Source organism: Pseudoduganella sp. R-31 (assembly GCF_049913235.1).
Classification (GTDB): domain Bacteria; phylum Pseudomonadota; class Gammaproteobacteria; order Burkholderiales; family Burkholderiaceae_D; genus Rugamonas.
Window position 1 is genome coordinate 165,387 of the sequence record NZ_CP183986.1, and the last position, 20,010, is coordinate 185,396.

Consider the following 20,010-nt stretch of genomic DNA (forward strand, 5'->3'; position numbering starts at 1 on the left):
GAGCTGAAGAAGTGAGCAAACGACTGATCACCAGCCTGTTGCTGCCCCTGCTGGCTGCACAGGCTCTTGCTGCGGACCTGCCGCAGCCGCCTGTCGCCGAAAAAACGCAGTGGATGGAAACCCGCCATGGCGAGCAGGTCACCGACGATTACCGCTGGCTGCAGGACAAGACCAATCCGGCCGTCATCGAATACCTGAACGCGGAAAACAGCTACACCGCCGCCATGACCGAGAGTATCAAGCCGTTCGCCGACACGCTGTACAAGGAGTTCAAGGACCGCACCCAACCGGTCGACCTGTCGGTGCCGGCGCGCCGCGGCGATTACTACTATTACACCCGCATCGAAGCGGGCAAGCAGTACCAGCTCAATTGCCGCCGCAAGGCTGCGGCAGACGGCAGCTACGACGCCGCTGCGCCGGAAGAAATCATGCTGGACCAGAATGCCATGGCCGAAGGCCTGAAATACTTCGCCCTCGGCATGGTGCTGCCCAGCCCGGACGGCAAGCTGCTGGCCTACACCACCGACAACAACGGCTTCCGTCAGTACGAGCTGCATGTGAAAGACCTTGGCACCGGCAAGGTGCTGTCGACCACCATGCCGCGCACGACAACGATCGCGTGGGCCGCCGACAACAAGACCCTGTTCGTGGTGCAGGAAGACCCGACCACCAAGCGTTCCGACCGCTTGTTCCGCCTTGCGCTGGACGGCCAGCCGGAGCAGGTATTCCACGAGCCGGTCGAGCAATTCGCCCTGCAGGTTTTTGCCGGTTCGGACAACAAGCATGTTTTCCTGCTGTCGGGTGCGACCGATACCACCGAAGTTTTCATGCTGCCGGCCGAGCAGCCAAAGGGCAGTTTCAAGACTGTGCTGGGGCGCAGCAAGGGCCATCGCTATTACGTCATGGGCCATCGCGAAGGCAAGCTATACATCCGCACCAATAGGGCGGCCAAGAATTTCCGCCTGGTGGCGGCGCCCGTATCCGATCCGAAGAAGTGGACCGAGATCGTCCCGCACGACAAGGACACCCTGCTGCAAGGCGTCACCGTGTTCAAGGGCTTCCTGGCCGTGCAGGAAAAGTCGCGGGCATTGGGCCGCACCCGCATCTACGACTTTGCCAGCAAGAAGTGGCTGACTGTGAAGTTTGACGACGAAGTATATGTGTCGATGCCGTCCACCAACCTGGAATACGGCTTGACCAAGTACCGCATCAGCTACCAGTCGCCGCTGTCGCCGCCTTCGACCATCGACGTCGACATGAAGACCGGCGAGCGCACCGTGCTGAAAAAGCAGGAAGTGGCGGGTGGTTTCGATTTCAGCCAATACGAGACCAGGCGCCTGTGGGCGACCGCGCGCGACGGCGTGAAGGTGCCCCTGTGGGTGGCCTACAAGAAGGGCGTGAAGCTGGATGGCTCGGCGCCGCTGGTGCTGTATTCCTATGGCTCCTACGGCGTTCCGCAGGAAGCGACGTTCTCGCTGACCCGCCTGAGCATCCTGGAGCGCGGCGTGATCTACGCGGCGGCGCATATCCGGGGCGGCAACGACATGGGTGAGAAATGGCATGACGACGGCATGCTGATGAAGAAGATGAACACCTTCACCGACTTCATCGACAGCGCGGAATACCTGGTCAAGGAGAAATGGACCTCGCGCGACCGCCTGGCGATCCAGGGAGGCAGCGCCGGCGGCCTGCTGATGGGGGCCGTGGTGAATATGCGTCCGGACCTGTTCAAGGCGGTGCACGCGGCGGTGCCGTTTGTGGACGTCATGAACACCATGATGGACGCCAGCCTGCCGCTGACCACCGGCGAGTACCTGGAGTGGGGCAATCCGAACGAGAAGGCGGCCTACGACTACATGCGCAGCTATTCCCCGTACGACAACATCTTGTTGAAAGATTATCCGGCCATGCTGGTTACCACCAGCCTGAATGACAGCCAGGTGATGTACTGGGAGCCGGCCAAGTACGTGGCCAAGCTGCGCCGCAACAAGACCGACAGCAACCCGCTGCTGTTGAAGGTGAACATGGGCGCCGGCCATGGCGGCTCGTCCGGGCGCTATAACGCGCTGGGCGAGAGGGCATTCGAGATGGCCTGGCTGCTGTCGCAAATCGGGGTTTCCAAATAATTTTGAGGTTTTTTGGAAAAAGGCTTGCGCGGCTTTCAAAATCCATCCTATAATGCGGCCTCTTCTGAACGTTGTGACAAACGTTCGACAGTGAAGGCAGGGGCGTTTAGCTCAGTTGGTAGAGCGGATCCCTTACAAGGATTAGGTCGGGAGTTCGACCCTCTCAACGCCCACCAGTCACACTGATGAAGAATTGGAGCGGTAGTTCAGTTGGTTAGAATACCGGCCTGTCACGCCGGGGGTCGCGGGTTCGAGCCCCGTCCGCTCCGCCAATATTCAGAGAAAAGCCCCGTCAGCCAGAACGCGCTCTAGATCGCGCTCTGTGCAGACGGGGCTTTTTTCATTTCTGAAACCGGTAAACCTGTGTCTGACCCACAGGGTCAGACACAGTCAGATCATCTGACTCGGGTTAGGTTGTGCGATGTTGATCTTCGTCGAAAGTCAAAGGCCTAGAACCAACACCAACAGCTGTTGTGCAGAATGGGTCAGGCACTTGTGCCTGACCCGGATTTACCGGTTTTAGGCTGCAATCGCCGCCGGCTCATCATCCGCCGAAGAGCGGATCAAATAGTCGAAGGACCCCAGCGCCGCCTTTGCGCCTTCGCCCACCGCAATCACGATCTGCTTGTACGGCACAGTGGTCACGTCGCCCGCGGCGAACACGCCGGTCTCCGAAGTCTGCCCCTTGGCATCCACCTCGATCTCGCCATGCTTGGACAGCTCGATGGTGCCCTTCAGCCATTCGGTGTTAGGCACCAGGCCGATCTGGACGAACACGCCTTCCAGGTCGACACGATGCGACTGCCCGGTCTCGCGGTCGGTGTAGCTCAAACCGTTCACTTTCTTGCCATCGCCATGGATCTCGGAAGTCTGGGCCGACTTGATCACCTTCACATTGCGCAGGGTGGCCAGCTTGCGCTGCAACACCGCATCCGCGCGCAGTTCGGCGCCGAATTCGATCAGGGTCACATGCTCCACGATGCCGGCCAGGTCGATCGCCGCTTCCACGCCGGAATTGCCTCCACCGATCACCGCTACGCGCTTGCCCTTGAACAGCGGGCCATCGCAGTGCGGGCAGTAGGCCACGCCGTGGTTACGGTATTCCTTCTCGCCCGGCACGTTGATCTCGCGCCAGCGGGCGCCGGTCGAAATGATCACGGACCTGGCTTTCAGCACAGCGCCGCTCTCGGTATGGACTTCCTTGATCTTGCCCGGCACGATCTTCGATGCGCGCTGGGTGTTCATGATGTCCACGTCGTATTCCTTGACGTGCTGCTCCAGGGCGACCGCGAACTTCTGGCCGTCGGTTTCCTTCACCGAGATGAAGTTCTCGATCGACAGGGTATCCAGCACCTGGCCGCCGAAACGGTCGGCGATCACGCCGGTGCGGATGCCTTTGCGCGCCGTGTAGATGGCCGCAGCAGCGCCTGCAGGGCCGCCGCCGACGATCAGCACGTCGAACACGTCTTTCTTGCTCAGTTCAGCCGCAGCGCGGGCCGAGGCGCCGGTATCCAGCTTGGCGAGGATCTCCTCGACGTTGGTGCGGCCCTGGCCGAAGTGCTGGCCATTCAGGTACATCATCGGCACGGCCATCACCTGGCGTTCCTCGACTTCTTTCGGGAACACGCCGCCGTCCACCGCCACCACCTTGATGCGCGGGTTGATCACGGACATGGCGTTGAGCGCCTGCACCACTTCCGGGCAGTTATGGCAGCTCAGGGAGATGAAGGTTTCGAAGACGTAATCGCCGTCCAGGTTGCGGATCTGCTCGACGACTTTTTCGTCCAGCTTGATCGGGTGGCCGCCCACTTGCAGCAGCGCCAGCACCAGGGAGGTGAATTCGTGGCCCATCGGGATGCCGGCGAAACTCACGCCGATATCGGTGCCTTTGCGGTTGATGTCGAAGGAAGGCTTGCGGGCCTTGTCGTCAGTGCCTGCGACGACGGTGATCTTGCCGTGGCCGGCCGATACGATGTCCTGCAGCAGGGCCGACATTTCCTGCGATTTGGCGGAGGCGTCGGTGTGCGCCACGATTTCGATCGGGTGGACAACGCGCTCCAGGTAGGAGGAGAGTTGGGCTTTCAGGTCTGCGTCCAGCATGGCTATTCCTTTCTGATTAGTCGCTTGCGGTAGGTACCGCTTCAACGCCCCAAGGCGACCCCGTGGGGTCGCCTGTTCAAGCCATTAGCAGACTAGATGCTTAGATCTTGCCGACCAGGTCCAGCGATGGCTTCAGGGTTGCTGCGCCTTCGGTCCACTTGGCTGGGCACACTTCGCCTGGGTGGGAAGCCACGTACTGGGCTGCCTTCACTTTGCGCAGCAGTTCAGCAGCGTCGCGGCCGATGCCGTTGTCGTGCACTTCCATCACTTTGATGAAGCCTTCCGGATTGATCACGAAGGTGCCGCGCAGTGCCAGGCCTTCTTCTTCGATCATCACTTCGAAGTTGCGGGACAGGGTGCCGGTTGGGTCGCCGATCAGCGCGTACTGCACTTTCTTGATGGCGTCGGAAGTGTCGTGCCATGCCTTGTGGGCGAAGTGGGTGTCGGTCGAGATGCCGTACACGTCCACGCCCAGCTTGGCGAATTCTGCGTGGTGGTCTGCCAGGTCTTCCAGCTCGGTTGGGCACACGAAGGTGAAGTCGGCTGGGTAGAACACGAATACGGACCACTTGCCTTTCAGGGATTCTTCGCTCAGGTCAACGAATTTGCCGTTGTGGTATGCGGTGGCCTTGAATGGTTTTACTTGGGTGTTAATCAGGGACATTGTGGTTTCCTCGTGGGTTTGTGAATCAATGAGACGCCAGTTTAAGGCCTTCCCGGAGATTTGGAAATTTGATTGTTCAAATAGACTCAATAGTCTTTGCCTATTAGAACCGCGAAACGCGATCGTTATTATCGCCTTTTGGCGGGAAAACGGTTGTCGCCCCGTCAGGGTTGTGATTTCGACAGGAGACGGGTAACGTGGCCGGACAGATAGCCGACATCGGCAGGATCGAAGTCGGCGTGCATTTTCTTGCGCACGCCTAGTTCGTTGAGGAGGAGGTGGTGGCCGGGAGTAACGCCCTGCTTCGCCAGGCATTCGCGGGCGCAGGCCAAGGGGCAGCCGTCGATGGCGATGATGGTGCGGCCGGACTGGGCCAGCTTGACCAGCGGGGCGACGCCGCCGCCAACCCCGGCGATACAGGACATCTCCGCGGTGCCGTCGCGGTCAAGCTTGAGTGCGACGGCGTTGGCCAGTTGGGCCGCGCTGCTGCAGCCGGAGCATGAATACACCAGCGGCAGCGTCCTGTCAGCCATGGCGGGCGCCGGGCGGCGTCGGGATTTTCGGCAGCAGCTTGCGCCAGTCGAAGGCGCTGGCGTCCAGGCCGTCCAGCGTGTTCTTGAACAGCAGGCCCAGTTCCGTGTCGCCTTCCAGGATCAGGCGGCGGCAGAAGAACAGCGTGTCCGGATCTTCCTGGCGGCGCGCCATCAGCACCAGATCGTGCGCGCAGGCGCCGATGGTGAGGTCGGGCTGCTCGCCATGGCGGGCCATTTCAAAGCCCTTGCCCTGCCAGCTGAAGTCGATCGCGAGGCCGGCGTCTTCCACCCGCAGGCGCAGGCGGCGGGCAAATAGGGCCTGGCGCACGTCTTCAGGCAATTGCGGCGCCAGGATTCGGTTCAGCCCTTGCACGAACAGCCAGGCGGGCGGCTGCGGCGGCAGGCGGCCCAGCAGGCGGCCGATGGCGGGCGGGATGCGGAACGGTGCTGTCGTCATGCCACGCGCTCCATGCCGGGTTGGCCGTACCAGAAACCATCGCAACTGCCACCGGGGGCCAGCGGCTCCAGCACGACGGCGGCATGCGGCGCCTGCCATTCGCCGCGGCGCACCTTGTCGAAGGCTGCCAACACTTCCAGTGTGTCACGCGACTGCGGCGAGATGCGCAGCACATTGATGCCCATGTCGGCCATCTCCGGCATGACGCGCACCAGGTTGCAGCACAATGCGGATTGGGTCTGTATGCCGTTCAGCACCAGGAAGGCTTTCTGCTCGCGTGTGTCCATGATCAGGCCGTCCGGGTAATCGATGCAGCTGAACTGGCAATCGTCCTTCGGCAGGTTGCGGTTGCGGGCGGTCATGCAGCGGGCGGAGAAGGCCAGCGGCATGCGGCCCCACGCGAAGACCTCACTCTCCATGCCGGCCGGTTGCGTCTTCAGCAGGGTGGCGATGGCGGTTCGGTCCATTTCCAGCGGCGCCACCCAGCGGCGCGCGCCCTGGCGAGCCAGCACGGCCAGCGTCGGCTCGCTGTAGATATTCAGGTGCGGGCCGGCGATAAAGCCAGCGCCTTCCAGGTTGCGCACGGCGCCGAAGTCGTTGGCCTCCACCAGGAAGTCGCGGTGTTCGCACAACTTGCGCATGGTGGTCAGTTCAGCGCCCGATTCGATCAGCGCCTGGGTGGACAACACCACTTCCTTGCCCGCATCGCGCAGCAGGGCGGCGATATCAAGCCAGTCCGGCAGGCGCAGTTCATGGCGGCGCGAACATACGACTTCGCCGAGGTAGACGATATCGACCGGACTTTCGGCTACCTGCTGGTAGAACTCGAACATGGTCAGGCGCGGCCAGTAATACAGCACCGGGCCGAGGGCTAGTTTCAACATACTCATTTCCATTTGCGGTGATAGGCGCCCAGGGTGTGCTGCTGGCCTTCCGCCACGCGGTCCAGCGCGGCACTCCAGCTCGGGTGGATGGCGAAGCGCCGCTTGCCGTCGCCGCAGGCATCGATCGCCGAGCGCCAGGCTTGCGTCACTTGCGCCACGTAGGCGGGACTGCGCTGGCGGCCTTCGATCTTGATCGCCTTGACGCCCATCTGCACCAGTTGCGGCAGCAGCTCCATGGTATTCAGGCTGGCCGGTTCCTCGATCGCGTAATAGGTTTCGCCTTCCACTTCGAAGCGTCCCTTGCACAGCGTGGGGTAGCTGGCGTTTTCGTCCGGCTGGTAGCGGTCGATCAGGACGCCGTTCAGGCGCGATTCCAGGCCTTTCGGTGTCTGCTGCCAGCGTACTGCCTTGGCGGGCGAGCAAACGCCGGCCGTATTGGGCGATTCGCCGGTGGCGTAGGACGACAAGGCGCAGCGGCCTTCCACCATCACACACAGGCTGCCGAAACCGAAGACCTCGATCTCGGTTTTCACGTGGCGGATCAGGTGCTCGACCTGCTGCATCGACAGCACGCGCGGCAGCACGGCGCGCGAAATGCCGAACTGCTCGTGGTAGAAGTTGATCGCCTCGTGGTTGGTGGCGGAGCCTTGCACTGACAAGTGCAGGCGCAAGCCAGGATGCTTGTTGCGGGCGTATTCCATCAAGCCCGGGTCGGCCAGGATGATGGCGTCGATCCCGGCGCCGGCGGCGCGGTCGACTGCTTCGCGCCACAGCTGCCAGTTGGCCGCTTGCGGATAAGTGTTCAGCGCCAGCAGTACTTTGCGGCCACGCTGGTGCGCATAACGGATGCCTTCAGCAATCGCGGCTTCATCGAAATTCAAGCCGGCGAAATTGCGGGCATTGGTGGCGTCGCGGAAGCCGAGGTAGACGCTATCGGCGCCGTTATCGACAGCAGCTTTCAATGCCGGCAGGCTGCCGGCGGGACAAACGAGTTCGATCATGCTTTGTTTCCCTGCAGGCGGCGTACGCCGTTGACGAAGCGGGCCAGGGTCTCGGATTGGCCGCCGCGCGGCAGCATGACTTCCACCAGCTGGAAGCGTCCGCGCTGCTGCACGGCGCATTCCAGTGCCGCCGCCAGTTCGGCGCGCGTGGTGACGCGGTAACCGTCGCCGCCCAAGGCTTGCGCCATGTCGGCAAAGCGCCAGTCGCTCAAGTCGCAGAAGCCGGATTGCGGCTGGAAGGCGCGCAGCATCTCCCAGCTGCAGTTGTTGAAGATAACCACGATCGGGTCCAGGCCGTAGCGCTGGCAGTTGCCCAGCTCCCAGCCGGTCATCTGGAAGGCGCCGTCGCCGACCAGCACCAGCGGGCGCTCACCACCGGCTGCCTGCAAGCCAAAGGCGGCCGGCACGCCGTAACCCATGGTGGCGTAGTAGCCGGGCGCTAGCAGGTCGGTGTTCTCGATATCCAGCGCGGTGAACAGGCAATCGCCGATGTCGGAGGCGATTGTCATGCGGCCGTGCTTGCGCATCATGTCGTTGATGGCGCTCGCCACGTCGCGCGGCACCAGCGGGTTGTCGTCCGCAGGCAGGTCGCATGGATAGGCGGTACGCTCACCGCGCAGGGCAGCATCGGCGCGCAAGGGCTTGGCATGGGCCAGCAGGCCGTCCACCAGTGCTTCCAGCGGGATGTCGTGGTAGGTGTGATAGCCGAGGGTGACGTCGCCGTCCAGCGCCAGCATGCACTTGCGCAGGTCGATGCGTTCGCGCTGCACGCCGAAATTGGTGTCGGAGAGGATCACGCCCAGCATCAACAGGGCGTCCGAACCTTCCACGGCTTCGGTGACTTCCGGTGCGCCGGCGACGCCGAGGTAGGTGCCAAGCAGCGGTGCTTCCGGCTCGCTGGCCAGCAGTCCGCGGCCCATGAAGCAGGTCACGACCGGCACCTGCAGCTTGGCGGCCAGCTGCGCGACCTTGCTCTCCAGGCCGAAACGGCGTATTTCGATGTCGACCATCAGCACGGGGTGCGCGGCGCGCTCCAGGCGGGCCAACACTTCTTCCACGCAGGCTGCCAGGGCATCCGCATCATGCACAGGCGCCGGAAGGGCGTGCACCCGCGCGCAAGGCGCATGCACCAGGTCGCGCGGCAGCTCGATGTAGACCGGACGCGAATGCGTGATCGCACTGCGCAGCACCCGGGCGATGTCTTCCGGCGCGCGCTGGGGATCGTCCAGCACGCACTGGTCGCAGGTGATCTCGCGGAAGATCGCCATTTGCGAGTCCAGGTGCTTGACCTGGTGGTGCAGCAGGAACCCATTGCGGCGTTCATTGGTGCCCGGCGCGCCGGAAATCACCACCATCGGCACCTTTTCTGCGTAAGCGCCCGCGACGGCGTTGACCATATTGAGTGCCCCCGCACCATAGGTCACCGCCGCCACGCTTATGCGCCCGTGATAGCGTGCCGCCCCATCGGCTGCAAAGCCCACGCCCGGCTCGTGGCTCAGCGTGTAGAGGGGCAGGACGCCAGATTTCTCAATTTGTTCGAAGAAGGCAAGGACGAAGTCTCCGGGGATACCAAAGACTTCGCGCGCGCCGTGATCAGCCAGCGCGTGCAAGAGTGAGTTTGCGAGATTCATAGCCGGCATCTTGCGCGGGCGCGACTGAAAAATCCTTGAGCCAGGTCAAGGATTCCCCAATCCGCCGCCCGCCTGTCGTTATCAGGCTGCCTTGACCAGCGCGGCCAGCATCACTTCCAGCGTCTTGTCGTGGCGCTTGATCGGCGGGATCTCGCGCTCGATACCAAGCAGCTGGTATACCGCCATTTGTGCTGCGCGCACCGAGTACTCGACCGTGAACACCACGTCGTCCGGTACTTCGACGAACTGGCTGACCAGGGCGAGATTGCGCGAGCCGATTGGCACCGGCAATGGCCGGTCGCTGTAATGGCGCGGCATGAACATGCTGGTGATGTAGGGCATGCGGCAAGGAATGCAATTGGCCTGGGCGAAGACTTCAGGTTCGAAGTTCAGGTGTCCCGCCAGTTCGCGCAAAATCTCTTCGCCGGTGCAGTCAGCCATCGGCTTGGCGACGAAGTTCCCAACGCGGTCCGGATGCAAGGCGTAGCCCCAGAAGACTTTTATGTCGGCCGGTTGATCGGCGAAGTGCGGCTGGTGCGCCAGCACGACGGACATCAACCAGTTGGAATCCTTGAAGGTCACCAGGCCGCCAGTACCGGCGACGTTGCCGCTGAAGGCCTGCATCTGGTCGAAGAAGATGGAATCACGCAGTGTGACCGTGAACGATTCCCACCACGATTGCTGGATATTGCGGTTGAACGCAGCAGGATTGCCAAGCTCCGGCCGGCCTTCCGCCAGGCGTTCCCACAGCTTCCAGCCGCCACTCTGGTACCGGTCAAGACGCGGCGGCGCAGAGTCCATGCTGCCGAAACTGGAGGCGTCCGTCATCGAGCCGTTCTGGAAGAACACCAGGTCGTCAGGGGTAACCGGTAGCAGTTCGCGCTGGCCGTCCCGTTCGAGCTCGATTGCATGCACCACCAATGCGTCCTTGCCGTCTTCCAGCTTGATGTCGGTGACGGTGCAACCGGTTTCAATACGCACGCCCTGCTGCGCCAGCCATGCCTGCAATGGACGGACCAGCGAGTCGTACTGGTTGTACACGGTGCGTTTGACCCCGGCCAGCGTTTCGATGCGTGAGAACTCCTTCATGAAGCGATGCAGGTAGCGCTTGAACTCCACCGCGCTGTGCCACGGCTGGAAGGCGAAGGTGGTGGCCCACATGTACCAGAACGGCGTTTCGAAAAATGCCGGCGACAGGTGATCGGTGATGGGGGAATTGCCCAATGCCGCTTCATCCGCTTCGTGCAGCTTGAGCAGCTCCATCCTGTCGCGCAGGCTGAAGCCCATCGATGTCACATCCACTTTATGGCGGTTGCGGTCAACCAGGCGCGCTTGCGAGTGCGACTGATGCAGTTCGTTGAATGCCAGCGTCTCATCGAGCACCGACTGTCCAGGGTGGACCAGCGACGGGATCGACGCGAACAGGTCCCAGGTGCATTCGTAGTTATCGGTCGTCAGCATGCGGCCGCCGCGCAGGCGGTAACCATCCTTCGCGTTGCCCGCGCCATCCAGGCTGCCGCCTGCCACGCCCAGCGATTCGTAAATATGAATCTGGTCACCGCGCATTTTTCCATCGCGGATCATGAAAGCCGCCGCCGCCAGGTTACCGATGCCGGCGCCGGCCATATACACCTGTTTTTCTTTTCCCATTTCGTTACTCCTTGGTTGGTTCGGAAGTAACTATAGGTTTTCGTGATATGGCTTGGCTTTGACTTGAGTCAAGTGCGGCGCAATCAGGCGGCAGTGGCGTGCGGGGTTGCGGCGGTGGGGATCGATTGCTGGTGCAGCATGGCGTCGAAGTCTGCGGCGGGCAGAGGACGGGCGAACAGATAGCCCTGGCCGTAGTCGCAGCCGGCGCCGGCCAGCAGGTCGCGCTGTTCGGTGGTTTCCACGCCTTCGGCGATCACATTCAGTCCAAGCTTGTGGGCCATCACGATGATCGCGTCGGACAAGGCCATGTCGCTTGAATCGGGCGCCAGGTTGCGGGTAAAGCTGCGGTCGATCTTGAGATAGTCGATGTCAAACTTCTTCAGGTAGGACAGCGAGGAATAGCCGGTACCGAAATCGTCCAGTGCGACCTGGATGCCGGCGTCGCGCAGTTGCAGCAGCTTGTCGGTGACGCTGGTGTTGGCGTCCAGCAGCAGGCCTTCCGTGATTTCCACCACGATGCTTTCACCCGGCACGCCGAGCTGCTGCAGGTAGGCCAGCCAATCGGCGTAGGTGGCCCGTTCGCGCTGGAATTCCATCGGCGACTGGTTCAGGCTGACCTGGAAGCCGGGGTGCACTTCCTCGCGCCAGCGCTTGACCCATTGCGCCGACTCGCGGAACACCCATTCACCGATATCGACGATCAGGCCGCTTGATTCAGCCAGCGGGATGAACTCCAGCGGGCTGACCATGCCACGCTGCGGATGCTCCCAGCGGATCAGCGCTTCGGCCTTGTGGATCTTGCCGGTCTGGAGATGCACGATGGGCTGGAAGTACAGCTTGAGCTGGTTGCCTTTCAGCGCGCCGCGCAAGTCGTTGGTCAGGCGCATGCGGTTCAGCGCGGCCACCTGCAAGGCCGGCGTGAAGTAGCTGAAGCGGTTGCGGCCCGCGCCCTTGGCGGCGTACATGGCCTGGTCGGCATGCTTCAGCAAGTCGTCCATATTGCCGGCATCGTCCGGGTAAATGGTGATGCCGATCGAGGCCGAGACAAAGGCTTGTTCCTGCCCCAGCTGGAACGGCATGCGCAGGCTGTCGATGATGTGCTGGGCAATGTCCTCCACCCGGTCGACTTCCGACAGCTCCGGCAGAATTACGGTGAACTCGTCGCCGCCCAGGCGCGACACGGTATCCGACTGGCGCACGCAGGCGCCGATGCGGCGCGCCGCTTCCACCAGCAGCACGTCGCCCTGGTGGTGGCCCAGGGTGTCGTTGACTTCCTTGAAGTGGTCAAGGTCGATGAACAGGATGGCGATGCGGGTGCCGTCGCGGCGCGATTTCAGAATATCGTGCTGCAGGCGATCCAGGAACATGCGCCGGTTCGGCAACTGCGTCAGCGTGTCGAAGTTGGCCTGCTGCCAGATCAGCGCTTCAGTTTCCTTCTTGTCAGTAATGTCTTCGATCATGCACAGGTGGTGCGGCTGGCTCTCCGTCCCCACCGCGTTGATCGAGGCTTCCACCCACACGATGCGGCCGTCGGGACGCACCAGGCGCGTCTCCATCTTGAAGCCGGCAATCTGCTGCGCGGCCAGCTGCGCCATCTTTTCCTGTTCCGGAGCCACATCGTCCGGATGGCAGATTTCCAGCCAGCGGCTATGGCGCATCTCTTGCGCCGAGCGTCCCGCAATCTCGGCGAAGCGCGGATTGACGTCGCGGAACTGGCCGCCGCTCGAATCGATCAGGGCAATGCCCATCGGAGCCGCCTCGAACATGGTGCGGAAACGCTGCTCGCCCTTGCGGATGGTTTCCTCGGCACGCGTGCGCTCGCGCGCCAGCAGCGAGAAGTGAATCATGGCGCCCAGCACCAGCAAGCCTGCAGCCACACCGAGCACACGGTACAGCCAGGTCAGGTCCGAACCGGGATCGGCGTTGTACATGAAGCCGGCCCAGGTGGCGCCTTTGGGCAGCATGCCCAGTTCCGTGTAGACGTCGGCGATGTGCTGCCAGCGGTCCGGGTTCATGTAGCCGATTTCCACCAGCACCGGCTGCACCAGCGGCACCATCTGGCGCGCCTCGTACAGCAAGTGCATGCGGTCGTGCTGGCGCGAATACTTGTTGAGGATCAGGTCGACGATTTCTTCCTGGTGGCTCATGGCGTACTGCCAGCCGCGCATGCTGGCGGCGCGGAAGGCGCGCACGCGGTCCGGATGGTTCTTGATTTCCTCTTCACTGGTGAACAGGTTGTCGCCGTAAAAATCAATGCCGGCTGCACGCGGGCTATAGATGTCGTATGGGAAGCCAAGTCGGTCAAGATAGTCCGGCTCATTGGTCACATAGATCGACATGGCGTCGACCCTCCCCTTCACCAGGTCGTCCGGATTGAAGCTGTGCTCCACCCGCACCAGCTGGTTGTTGGCGATGCCTTCCTTGCGCAGGTAGGCCATGACTTCGTCGGCCTGGGTCAGTTCATCGGTCAGGGAGCCGATCATCACGCGCTTGCCGATGATGCTGCGGATATCCGGCGCCGGGCCGGTCTGGCGCATCGCCAGCGCATAAGGAGAATGCTGGAAAACGACCGCCAGCACCACCAGCGGCTTGCCGGACAGCCGCGCCAGCAGCAGGCTGCTGCTGGCAACGCCGTACTGGGCACGGCCGTCGAGCACGGCGCGTTCCGGTTCATTGCCGTCGCTGCCTTCCAGCAGTTGCACATCGAGGCTGGCATCACGGTAATAGCCTTTTTCCAGCGCGGCGTAATAGCCGGCAAACTGGAACTGGTGGCTGTGCTTCAGTTGCAGCGTGACGCGCTCCTGCGCCTGCACCCATGGCGCAGGTGTCGACAGCAACAGAAATATGAACAGGCCGGCCAGGAATTGGGGCACGTTATCGTCCGGATACAAAGTTGGCAGAGTCTACCAGCCGATTGTATCCGCTTCGCCGTACACAGCGCGCCGAAGTGTGGCTTTCCTGCTGCAAAGTCCTATGGAATTGCAGCAGGTGATAGCACGTTAGCGTTTTACTTACGACCCGGGCGGCCGCCAGTCTTGGCCGGGGCGGCCTTGGGTTTGACCTTGATAGTGTCGAGGATGGATGGACGGGCCTTGGTTTCCACCGTGGCGCGGGCCGTCATCGAACCGGTCAGGGCATTCGGCTTGCCGCCGCGGCCGATATGGGCCGGAGGAGGCAGGCCGGCGCCGCGCTTCTGCTGGCCAGGAGCCAGCATCGGCATGGCGCGCTTGCCGGACGAGGCCTTGAAGTTCTCTTCGCCGACGCGGTATGGCGGGATCAGGTGGCGTTCGCCATCGCCGATCAGGTCGCCACGTCCCATGCGGCGCAGGGTCTCGCGCAGGATCGGCCAGTTCTTCGGATCGTAGTAGCGCAGGAAGGCCTTGTGCGCCTGGCGCTGCTTCAGCGTGCGCGGGGTTTCCACGTTTTCCGAATTCTCGGTGACCTTGTGCAGCGGGTTCTTGCGCGAGTGGTACATGGCCGATGCCATCGCCATCGGGGTCGGCATGAAGGTCTGCACCTGGTCCAGGCGGAAGTTGTTCTTCTTCAGCCACAGGGCCAGGTTCAGCATGTCCTCGTCCGTCGTGCCCGGGTGGGCGGCGATGAAGTAAGGGATCAGGTACTGCTTCTTGCCCGCTTCCAGCGAGTACTTCTCGAACATCGCCTTGAATTCGTCGTAGGCGCCGATGCCCGGCTTCATCATCTTGCTCAGCACATTGGTTTCCGTGTGCTCAGGCGCGATCTTCAGCAGGCCGCCCACGTGGTGCGTCACCAGTTCCTTCACATATTCCGGTGAGCGCACGGCCAGGTCGTAGCGCAGGCCGGACTGGATCAGGATCTTCTTCACGCCCTTGATCTCGCGCGCCTTGCGGTACAGCTGGATCAGCTTGCTGTGGTCGGTGCCCAGGTTGACGCAGATCGACGGGTAGACGCAGGACAGGCGGCGGCAGGTTTCCTCGATCGACTTGTCCTTGCACGACAGGCGATACATGTTCGCGGTCGGGCCGCCCAGGTCGGAGATGATGCCGGTAAAGCCCTTGGTCTTGTCGCGGATATGCTCGATCTCGCGCAGGATGGACGGCTCGGAGCGGCTCTGGATGATGCGGCCTTCGTGCTCGGTGATCGAGCAGAAGGTGCAGCCGCCGAAGCAGCCGCGCATGATGTTGACCGAGAAGCGGATCATTTCCCAGGCCGGGATATTGGCGTTGCCGTAGCTTGGGTGCGGGGCGCGCGAGTATTCCATGTCGTACACGCCATCCATTTCGTCCATGGCCAGCGGCAGCGGCGGAGGGTTCATCCACACGTCGCGGTCGCCGTGCTGCTGCACCAGCGCGCGCGCATTGCCCGGGTTGGATTCGAGGTGGAACACGCGCGAGGCGTGGGCGTACATGACCGGGTCTTCCTTCACCACCTCGTAGGATGGCAGGCGCACCACGGTCTTGTTGTGCTTTTCCTTGGCTGCTGCCAGGCGTTCTTCGCGGGTCATGATGATGACCGGCTTGACGATAGGTTCGGGCGCGGCGTTCTCGGTGGCGCACTCCTTCTTGTCTTCCTTCGCCATGGCGTAAGGATCGGGATGCGGGTCGACGCGGCCCGGCACGTCGACACGGTTCGAGTTGTGCACCGCCCACTCGTCGGACGGCAGCCAGCCGTGCGGCACCAGGAAGGCGGTTCCGCGCAGGTCCTTGATCTCCTTGATCTTTTCGCCCATGTCGAGGCGACGGGTCAGGTCGACCAGCGCGCGTTCGGCGTTACCGAAGATGAGCAGGTCGGCCTTGGACTCGGTCAGCACCGACTTGCGCACCTTGTCCGACCAGTAGTCGTAATGGGCGATGCGGCGCAGCGAGGCTTCGATGGAGCCGATGACGATCGGCGTGCCGGGGAAGGCTTCGCGGGACTTCTGGGCGTACACGGTCACGGCGCGGTCAGGACGCTTGTTCGGCTCGGCGTTCGGGGTGTAGGCGTCGTCGGAGCGGATCTTGCGGTCGGCCGTATAGCGGTTGACCATGGAGTCCATATTGCCGGCGGTAATGCCGAAGTACAGGCGCGGCTTGCCCAGCACGCGGAACGATTCCACGTTGTGCCAGTCCGGCTGGGCGATGATGCCAACGCGGTAGCCTTGCGATTCCAGCAGGCGGCCGACCAGGGCCATGCCGAAGCTCGGGTGGTCGATATAGGCGTCGCCGGTCACCAGGATGACGTCGCACTGGTCCCAGCCCAGGGCGTCCATTTCGGCGCGGGACATGGGAAGGAAAGGCGCAGCAGAAGCACGCGCAGACCGCTTGGCGACGGCCGCGAAAAGATTGGTTGGGGGATTCATCCCGGCATTGTACCGGAAATCACCGGCCAGCGCCCGCTTCGGCGTGCAAAAATCCTTTAAATTTCAGTAACTTGTGACGTTCCGGCAAGGCGGTTTGGGTAATACACATTGAACATCGTGACATTTTTGCTATAACGGGTATACAACGTCTTCCATGGAGCGACATCATGCGACGCAGACTGTACTACATGCTTCCCAATGTAAAAGCCGCCCGCGCAGAACTGGACGAACTGCTGCTGGCACGCATCGAAGAACGGCATATCCACTTCATGGCAAAAGAGGGCACCCTGCCCGATGACATGCCAGATTGCAATTTCCTGCTCAGAACGGACCTGATCCACGGCGCCAAGCTGGGGATAGGCATCGGCGGGATTGTGGGGCTGTGCGCCGGCATCTTCCTGGTCGTTTTCCCACCCGAAGGGCTGACCCTGCGCACCATGACCATCTTGCTGGTCACGCTGGGCGGTGCACTGTTCGGCGGCTGGGCGAGCGGCATGAATGCAGCGGCCGTCCCCAACAAGAAGCTGGAGCAGTATTCAGAGCGTATTGAACAAGGTCAGGTTTTGATGATGGTAGACGTGCCAGTGCGGCGCATGAAGGAGATCGAGGAAATGATCGCCAAACGTCATCCTGACTTCAACTTTGGCGGTGAAGAACCGCCCATGCTGGCCTTCCCATAAGGCTAGCCTCCCGGGGGCCGGCCGGACAGCCGGTAAAACCCCGGGTTCCATACCAAAGGCGGGCTGCGGCCCGCCTTTCTCTTAGCCAGTGGCGCGTCAGGGCCGCACACGCAACACGCCGTGCGTGTCGCATATCCGGACCTGAGCCCATTGATTTTATATTCCCATATTTCCCAGAATTCGCGTCAGTTCGCGCAAGGTAGGCTCCAATGCCGGGTGTTTGGCAGCAAATTTGGCGGTGATTTCCTGAGTGCGTTCGGCCAGGCCGTAGGTGGAGGTGCCGCCTTCCTGTTCCGGCGGCTGGTCGAGGATCAGCTTGATGTCGCCATCGAGCTGGCGCAACAGGCTTTGCAATTCCTCATCGACCGGGCCGTGGTGGGCCAGCGTGGCGTGCAATTGGCGCAGAGTCTCCTTCAGCTTGGTGTCCATGATCCCTTTCCCCGGTGAAGTGGCTATCCCTCTTTATACACCCATCCGTCGTGACCAGCTACGGATGTGCTCAATTTCGGGCGCACCGAGGCCGAGGGAGGTCCAGGCGGCGGCGTAGCTGCGGATCGTTGCGCAAGTGCGCACGATAGCCTCGTCAAGCGGATGCTGTGCGAGGTAGTGGCACGCCAGCCGCACATGGCCGGCGTGGTTGAAATGCTCCGGAGGGAGGGTGCAGGCTTCGAGGCTGCTTACGAATTCGATATGGTCCATGGCAGTAGCTTAAAGCTGCCTACCATGGATGGATCAAGAGTTTCAGCGGTGTCAGGGTTCGTTAGTTGGCCTTCAAGCCGCGACGTTCCAGCAGCGGATCGATCTTTGCATCGCGGCCGCGGAACTCGCGGTACATCTGCATCGCATCCATCGTGCCGCCCTTGGACAGCAGGGCTTTGCGGAAGTGGTCGCCGTTCTTGCGCTGCATGCCGCCGTTCTCGGTGAACCATTCAACCGTATCGGCGTCCAGCTTCTCCGACCACAGGTAGCCGTAGTAGCCCGCCGAGTAGCCGCCCGCGAACACGTGCGAGAAGTAGGTGGTGCGGTAGCGTGGCGGCACCGGTGCGAAATCAACGCCCGCATCCTTCAGCACCGACGATTCGAAGCCCAGCACGTCGGTCGGGATCTTGTCTGCCGGCAGTTGGTGCCAGCGCTGGTCCAGGATCGAAGCGGCCAGGTATTCGGTGGTGCGGAAGCCTTCGTTGAACTTGGCCGACGCCTGCACCTTGTCCAGCAGTTCCTTCGGCATTGGCGCGCCGGTCTGGTAATGCTTGGCGTAGTTGTTCAGGATTTCCGGCCAGGTCATCCACATCTCGTTGACCTGCGAAGGGAATTCCACGAAGTCGCGCGGCACGCGGGTGCCGGCAAAGCGCGGGTACTTCACGTCGGAGAACATGCCGTGCAGCGCGTGGCCGAACTCGTGGAAAAGGGTGCGCGCTTCGTCATAGGTCAGCAAGGTCGGCTCGCCGGCCGCCGGCTTGGGGATGTTCAGGTGGTTGGCCACCACCGGCTTGGTGCCCAGCAGCTTGGACTGCGACACGTAGGCATTCATCCAGGCGCCGCCGCGCTTGTTGCTGCGTGCGTAGAAGTCGCCCAGGAAGATCGCCAGTTGCTTGCCGTCGGCATCGAACACGTCGAACACGCGCACGTCAGGCTGGTACACCGGCAGGTCCTTGCGCTCCTTGAAGGTGATGCCGTACACCTTGGTCGCTGCGTAAAACACGCCATTCTGCAGCACGTTATCCAGTTCGAAGTAAGGCTTGAGCTGGTTCTGGTCGAACGCGTAGCGCGCCTGGCGCACCTTGTCGGTGTAGAAGGCCCAGTCCTGCGCCGCATTGGCAAAGCCGCCCTTTTCCGCATCGATCACGGCCTGGATGTCGGCCGATTCCTTGCGGGCGTTGTTCACGGCCGGCTTGGACAATTCGCCCAGCAGCTTGTTGACGGCGTCGGTGTCGTGCGCGGTCTGGTCTTCCAGCTGGTAGGCAGCGTGTGAGGAATAGCCCAGCAGCGCAGCGCGTTCGGCGCGCAGCTTGGCGATCTTCAGCACGACTTCGCGGTTGTCGAAATCGCCGCCATGGCTGCCGCGCGCCAGCGAGGTAGCCAGCAGGCGTTCACGGGTGGTGCGATTGGTCAGCACTTCCAGCGGCGCCTGGCCGGTGGTGTTGGCGATGGCGATCAGGAATTTGCCGTCCATGCCTTTAGCCTTGGCGGCTGCAGCAGCGGCGTCGATGGCCTTGTCGGACATGCCAGCCAGTTCTTGGCGGGTGTCGACCACCAGGGCGGAGGCGTTGGCTTCCTTCAGCACGTTCTGGCTGAAAGTGGTGGACAGGGCGGCCAGTTGCGAGTTGTAGGCCTTCAGTTTTTCCTTGTCGGCGGCGGTCAGCTTGGCGCCGGCGCGCACAAAATCGGTGTGATAGCGTTCCAGCAGGCGCTTCGATTCTGGATCGAGCTTCAGCTTGTCGCGCTTGTCGTACAGGGTCTTGATGCGGGCATACAGTTTTTCGTTCAGGCGAATTGCGTCGCTGTGCGCCGACAGCTTCGGCGCCAGATCGCGATTCAGCGCTTCGAAGGCGTCATTGGTGTTGGCGCCGGACAGGTTGCCGAAAACGGAGCTCACGCGGTCCAGCAGGCGGCCGGAACGTTCCATCGCCACGATCGTGTTGTCAAACGTCGGCGCGGCCTTGTTGTTGGCAATCTTGGCAATTTCCGCGGCCTGCTGCTTCATGCCTTCTTCGTAGGCAGGACCGTAGTCTTCGTTCTTGATCTTGTCGAAGGCCGGGTAGTTCAGCGGCAGGGTGGATTCAGCTGCAAAAGGATTCGACGCTGGCAGGGCGGCATTGGCAAGGCCGGCAACAGCCAGGCTGGCAGCGATCACCAGCAGTTTCGGACGGAACATTCTCTCTCCTGTTTTGTAATGTTTCGAAGCGCACGATAATAGCAACCCGGCAGTGCAAAGTCATGCTGCACTGCGTATCGTAAAGTGTCAGG

15 protein-coding genes and 2 tRNA genes are annotated in these 20,010 nt (G+C 62.2%); 4 read left to right on the forward strand and 13 right to left on the reverse strand.

Going from position 1 to position 20,010, the window contains the following annotated elements; genetic code table 11:
• Positions 1-11: 11 nt before the first annotated feature.
• The 3 genes from ACN9MY_RS00700 to ACN9MY_RS00710 all read left to right on the forward strand — a co-directional run bounded on the left by ACN9MY_RS00700 (position 12) and on the right by ACN9MY_RS00710 (position 2,398).
• On the forward strand, positions 12-2,126 hold the full coding sequence (locus tag ACN9MY_RS00700) for a S9 family peptidase (protein ID WP_426336721.1): 2,115 nt from the start codon (positions 12-14) through the stop codon (positions 2,124-2,126).
• 100 nt (positions 2,127-2,226) lie between these two features.
• Positions 2,227-2,302 (forward strand) — tRNA-Val (locus ACN9MY_RS00705).
• A 19-nt stretch (positions 2,303-2,321) separates the two neighbouring features.
• Positions 2,322-2,398 (forward strand) — tRNA-Asp (locus tag ACN9MY_RS00710).
• A gap of 247 nt (positions 2,399-2,645) precedes the next feature.
• Here the strand turns inward: ACN9MY_RS00710 and ahpF are convergent.
• The 10 genes from ahpF to ACN9MY_RS00760 all read right to left on the reverse strand — a co-directional run bounded on the left by ahpF (position 2,646) and on the right by ACN9MY_RS00760 (position 16,288).
• A complete protein-coding gene (ahpF, locus tag ACN9MY_RS00715) occupies positions 2,646-4,226 on the reverse strand; it encodes an alkyl hydroperoxide reductase subunit F (protein ID WP_426166557.1) in 1,581 nt (526 codons plus the stop codon).
• A gap of 100 nt (positions 4,227-4,326) precedes the next feature.
• Positions 4,327-4,890, reverse strand: a complete 564-nt coding sequence (gene ahpC / locus ACN9MY_RS00720; protein ID WP_057265746.1) for an alkyl hydroperoxide reductase subunit C — start codon at positions 4,888-4,890, stop codon at positions 4,327-4,329.
• Positions 4,891-5,054: 164 nt separating this feature from the next.
• Positions 5,055-5,423, reverse strand: a complete 369-nt coding sequence (locus ACN9MY_RS00725) for a putative zinc-binding protein (protein WP_426166559.1) — start codon at positions 5,421-5,423, stop codon at positions 5,055-5,057.
• Positions 5,416-5,880 carry a ubiquinone anaerobic biosynthesis accessory factor UbiT gene (gene ubiT, locus ACN9MY_RS00730; RefSeq protein WP_426166561.1) on the reverse strand — a complete coding sequence of 155 codons (465 nt, stop codon included), beginning with the start codon at positions 5,878-5,880 and terminating at the stop codon, positions 5,416-5,418. Before ubiT ends, ACN9MY_RS00725 begins: the two co-directional genes overlap by 8 nt.
• Complete coding sequence (locus tag ACN9MY_RS00735) at positions 5,877-6,764, reverse strand: U32 family peptidase (RefSeq protein WP_426319913.1); 888 nt, start codon at positions 6,762-6,764, stop codon at positions 5,877-5,879. Before ACN9MY_RS00735 ends, ubiT begins: the two co-directional genes overlap by 4 nt.
• Before the next feature lie 2 nt (positions 6,765-6,766).
• A complete protein-coding gene (gene ubiU, locus ACN9MY_RS00740; protein WP_426336722.1) occupies positions 6,767-7,765 on the reverse strand; it encodes a ubiquinone anaerobic biosynthesis protein UbiU in 999 nt (332 codons plus the stop codon).
• A complete protein-coding gene (ipdC, locus tag ACN9MY_RS00745; RefSeq protein WP_426336723.1) occupies positions 7,762-9,396 on the reverse strand; it encodes an indolepyruvate/phenylpyruvate decarboxylase in 1,635 nt (544 codons plus the stop codon). Before ipdC ends, ubiU begins: the two co-directional genes overlap by 4 nt.
• Positions 9,397-9,477: 81 nt before the next feature.
• Positions 9,478-11,046: an oleate hydratase gene (locus tag ACN9MY_RS00750; RefSeq protein ID WP_426336724.1), complete on the reverse strand. Its 1,569-nt coding sequence runs from the start codon at positions 11,044-11,046 to the stop codon at positions 9,478-9,480.
• Between the two features lie 83 nt (positions 11,047-11,129).
• A complete protein-coding gene (locus ACN9MY_RS00755) occupies positions 11,130-13,919 on the reverse strand; it encodes an EAL domain-containing protein (RefSeq protein ID WP_426336725.1) in 2,790 nt (929 codons plus the stop codon).
• A 134-nt stretch (positions 13,920-14,053) separates the two neighbouring features.
• Positions 14,054-16,288 carry a YgiQ family radical SAM protein gene (locus ACN9MY_RS00760; RefSeq protein WP_426336726.1) on the reverse strand — a complete coding sequence of 745 codons (2,235 nt, stop codon included), beginning with the start codon at positions 16,286-16,288 and terminating at the stop codon, positions 14,054-14,056.
• A 242-nt stretch (positions 16,289-16,530) separates the two neighbouring features.
• On the opposite strand from ACN9MY_RS00760, the gene ACN9MY_RS00765 reads away from it, so the two are divergent.
• On the forward strand, positions 16,531-17,043 hold the full coding sequence (locus ACN9MY_RS00765; protein WP_426166575.1) for a DUF1269 domain-containing protein: 513 nt from the start codon (positions 16,531-16,533) through the stop codon (positions 17,041-17,043).
• A gap of 156 nt (positions 17,044-17,199) precedes the next feature.
• Here ACN9MY_RS00765 and ACN9MY_RS00770 read toward each other — a convergent pair whose 3' ends face one another.
• From ACN9MY_RS00770 to ACN9MY_RS00780, 3 genes are all read right to left on the reverse strand, one after another.
• Complete coding sequence (locus ACN9MY_RS00770) at positions 17,200-17,472, reverse strand: DUF4404 family protein (protein WP_426319924.1); 273 nt, start codon at positions 17,470-17,472, stop codon at positions 17,200-17,202.
• A 33-nt stretch (positions 17,473-17,505) separates the two neighbouring features.
• Positions 17,506-17,742 (reverse strand): hypothetical protein, encoded by a 237-nt coding sequence (locus ACN9MY_RS00775; protein ID WP_426319926.1) that lies wholly within the window; start codon positions 17,740-17,742, stop codon positions 17,506-17,508.
• Positions 17,743-17,803: 61 nt separating this feature from the next.
• Positions 17,804-19,918, reverse strand: coding sequence for a M3 family metallopeptidase (locus ACN9MY_RS00780; protein ID WP_426336727.1), 2,115 nt, complete (start codon positions 19,916-19,918; stop codon positions 17,804-17,806).
• Positions 19,919-20,010: the final 92 nt, after the last annotated feature.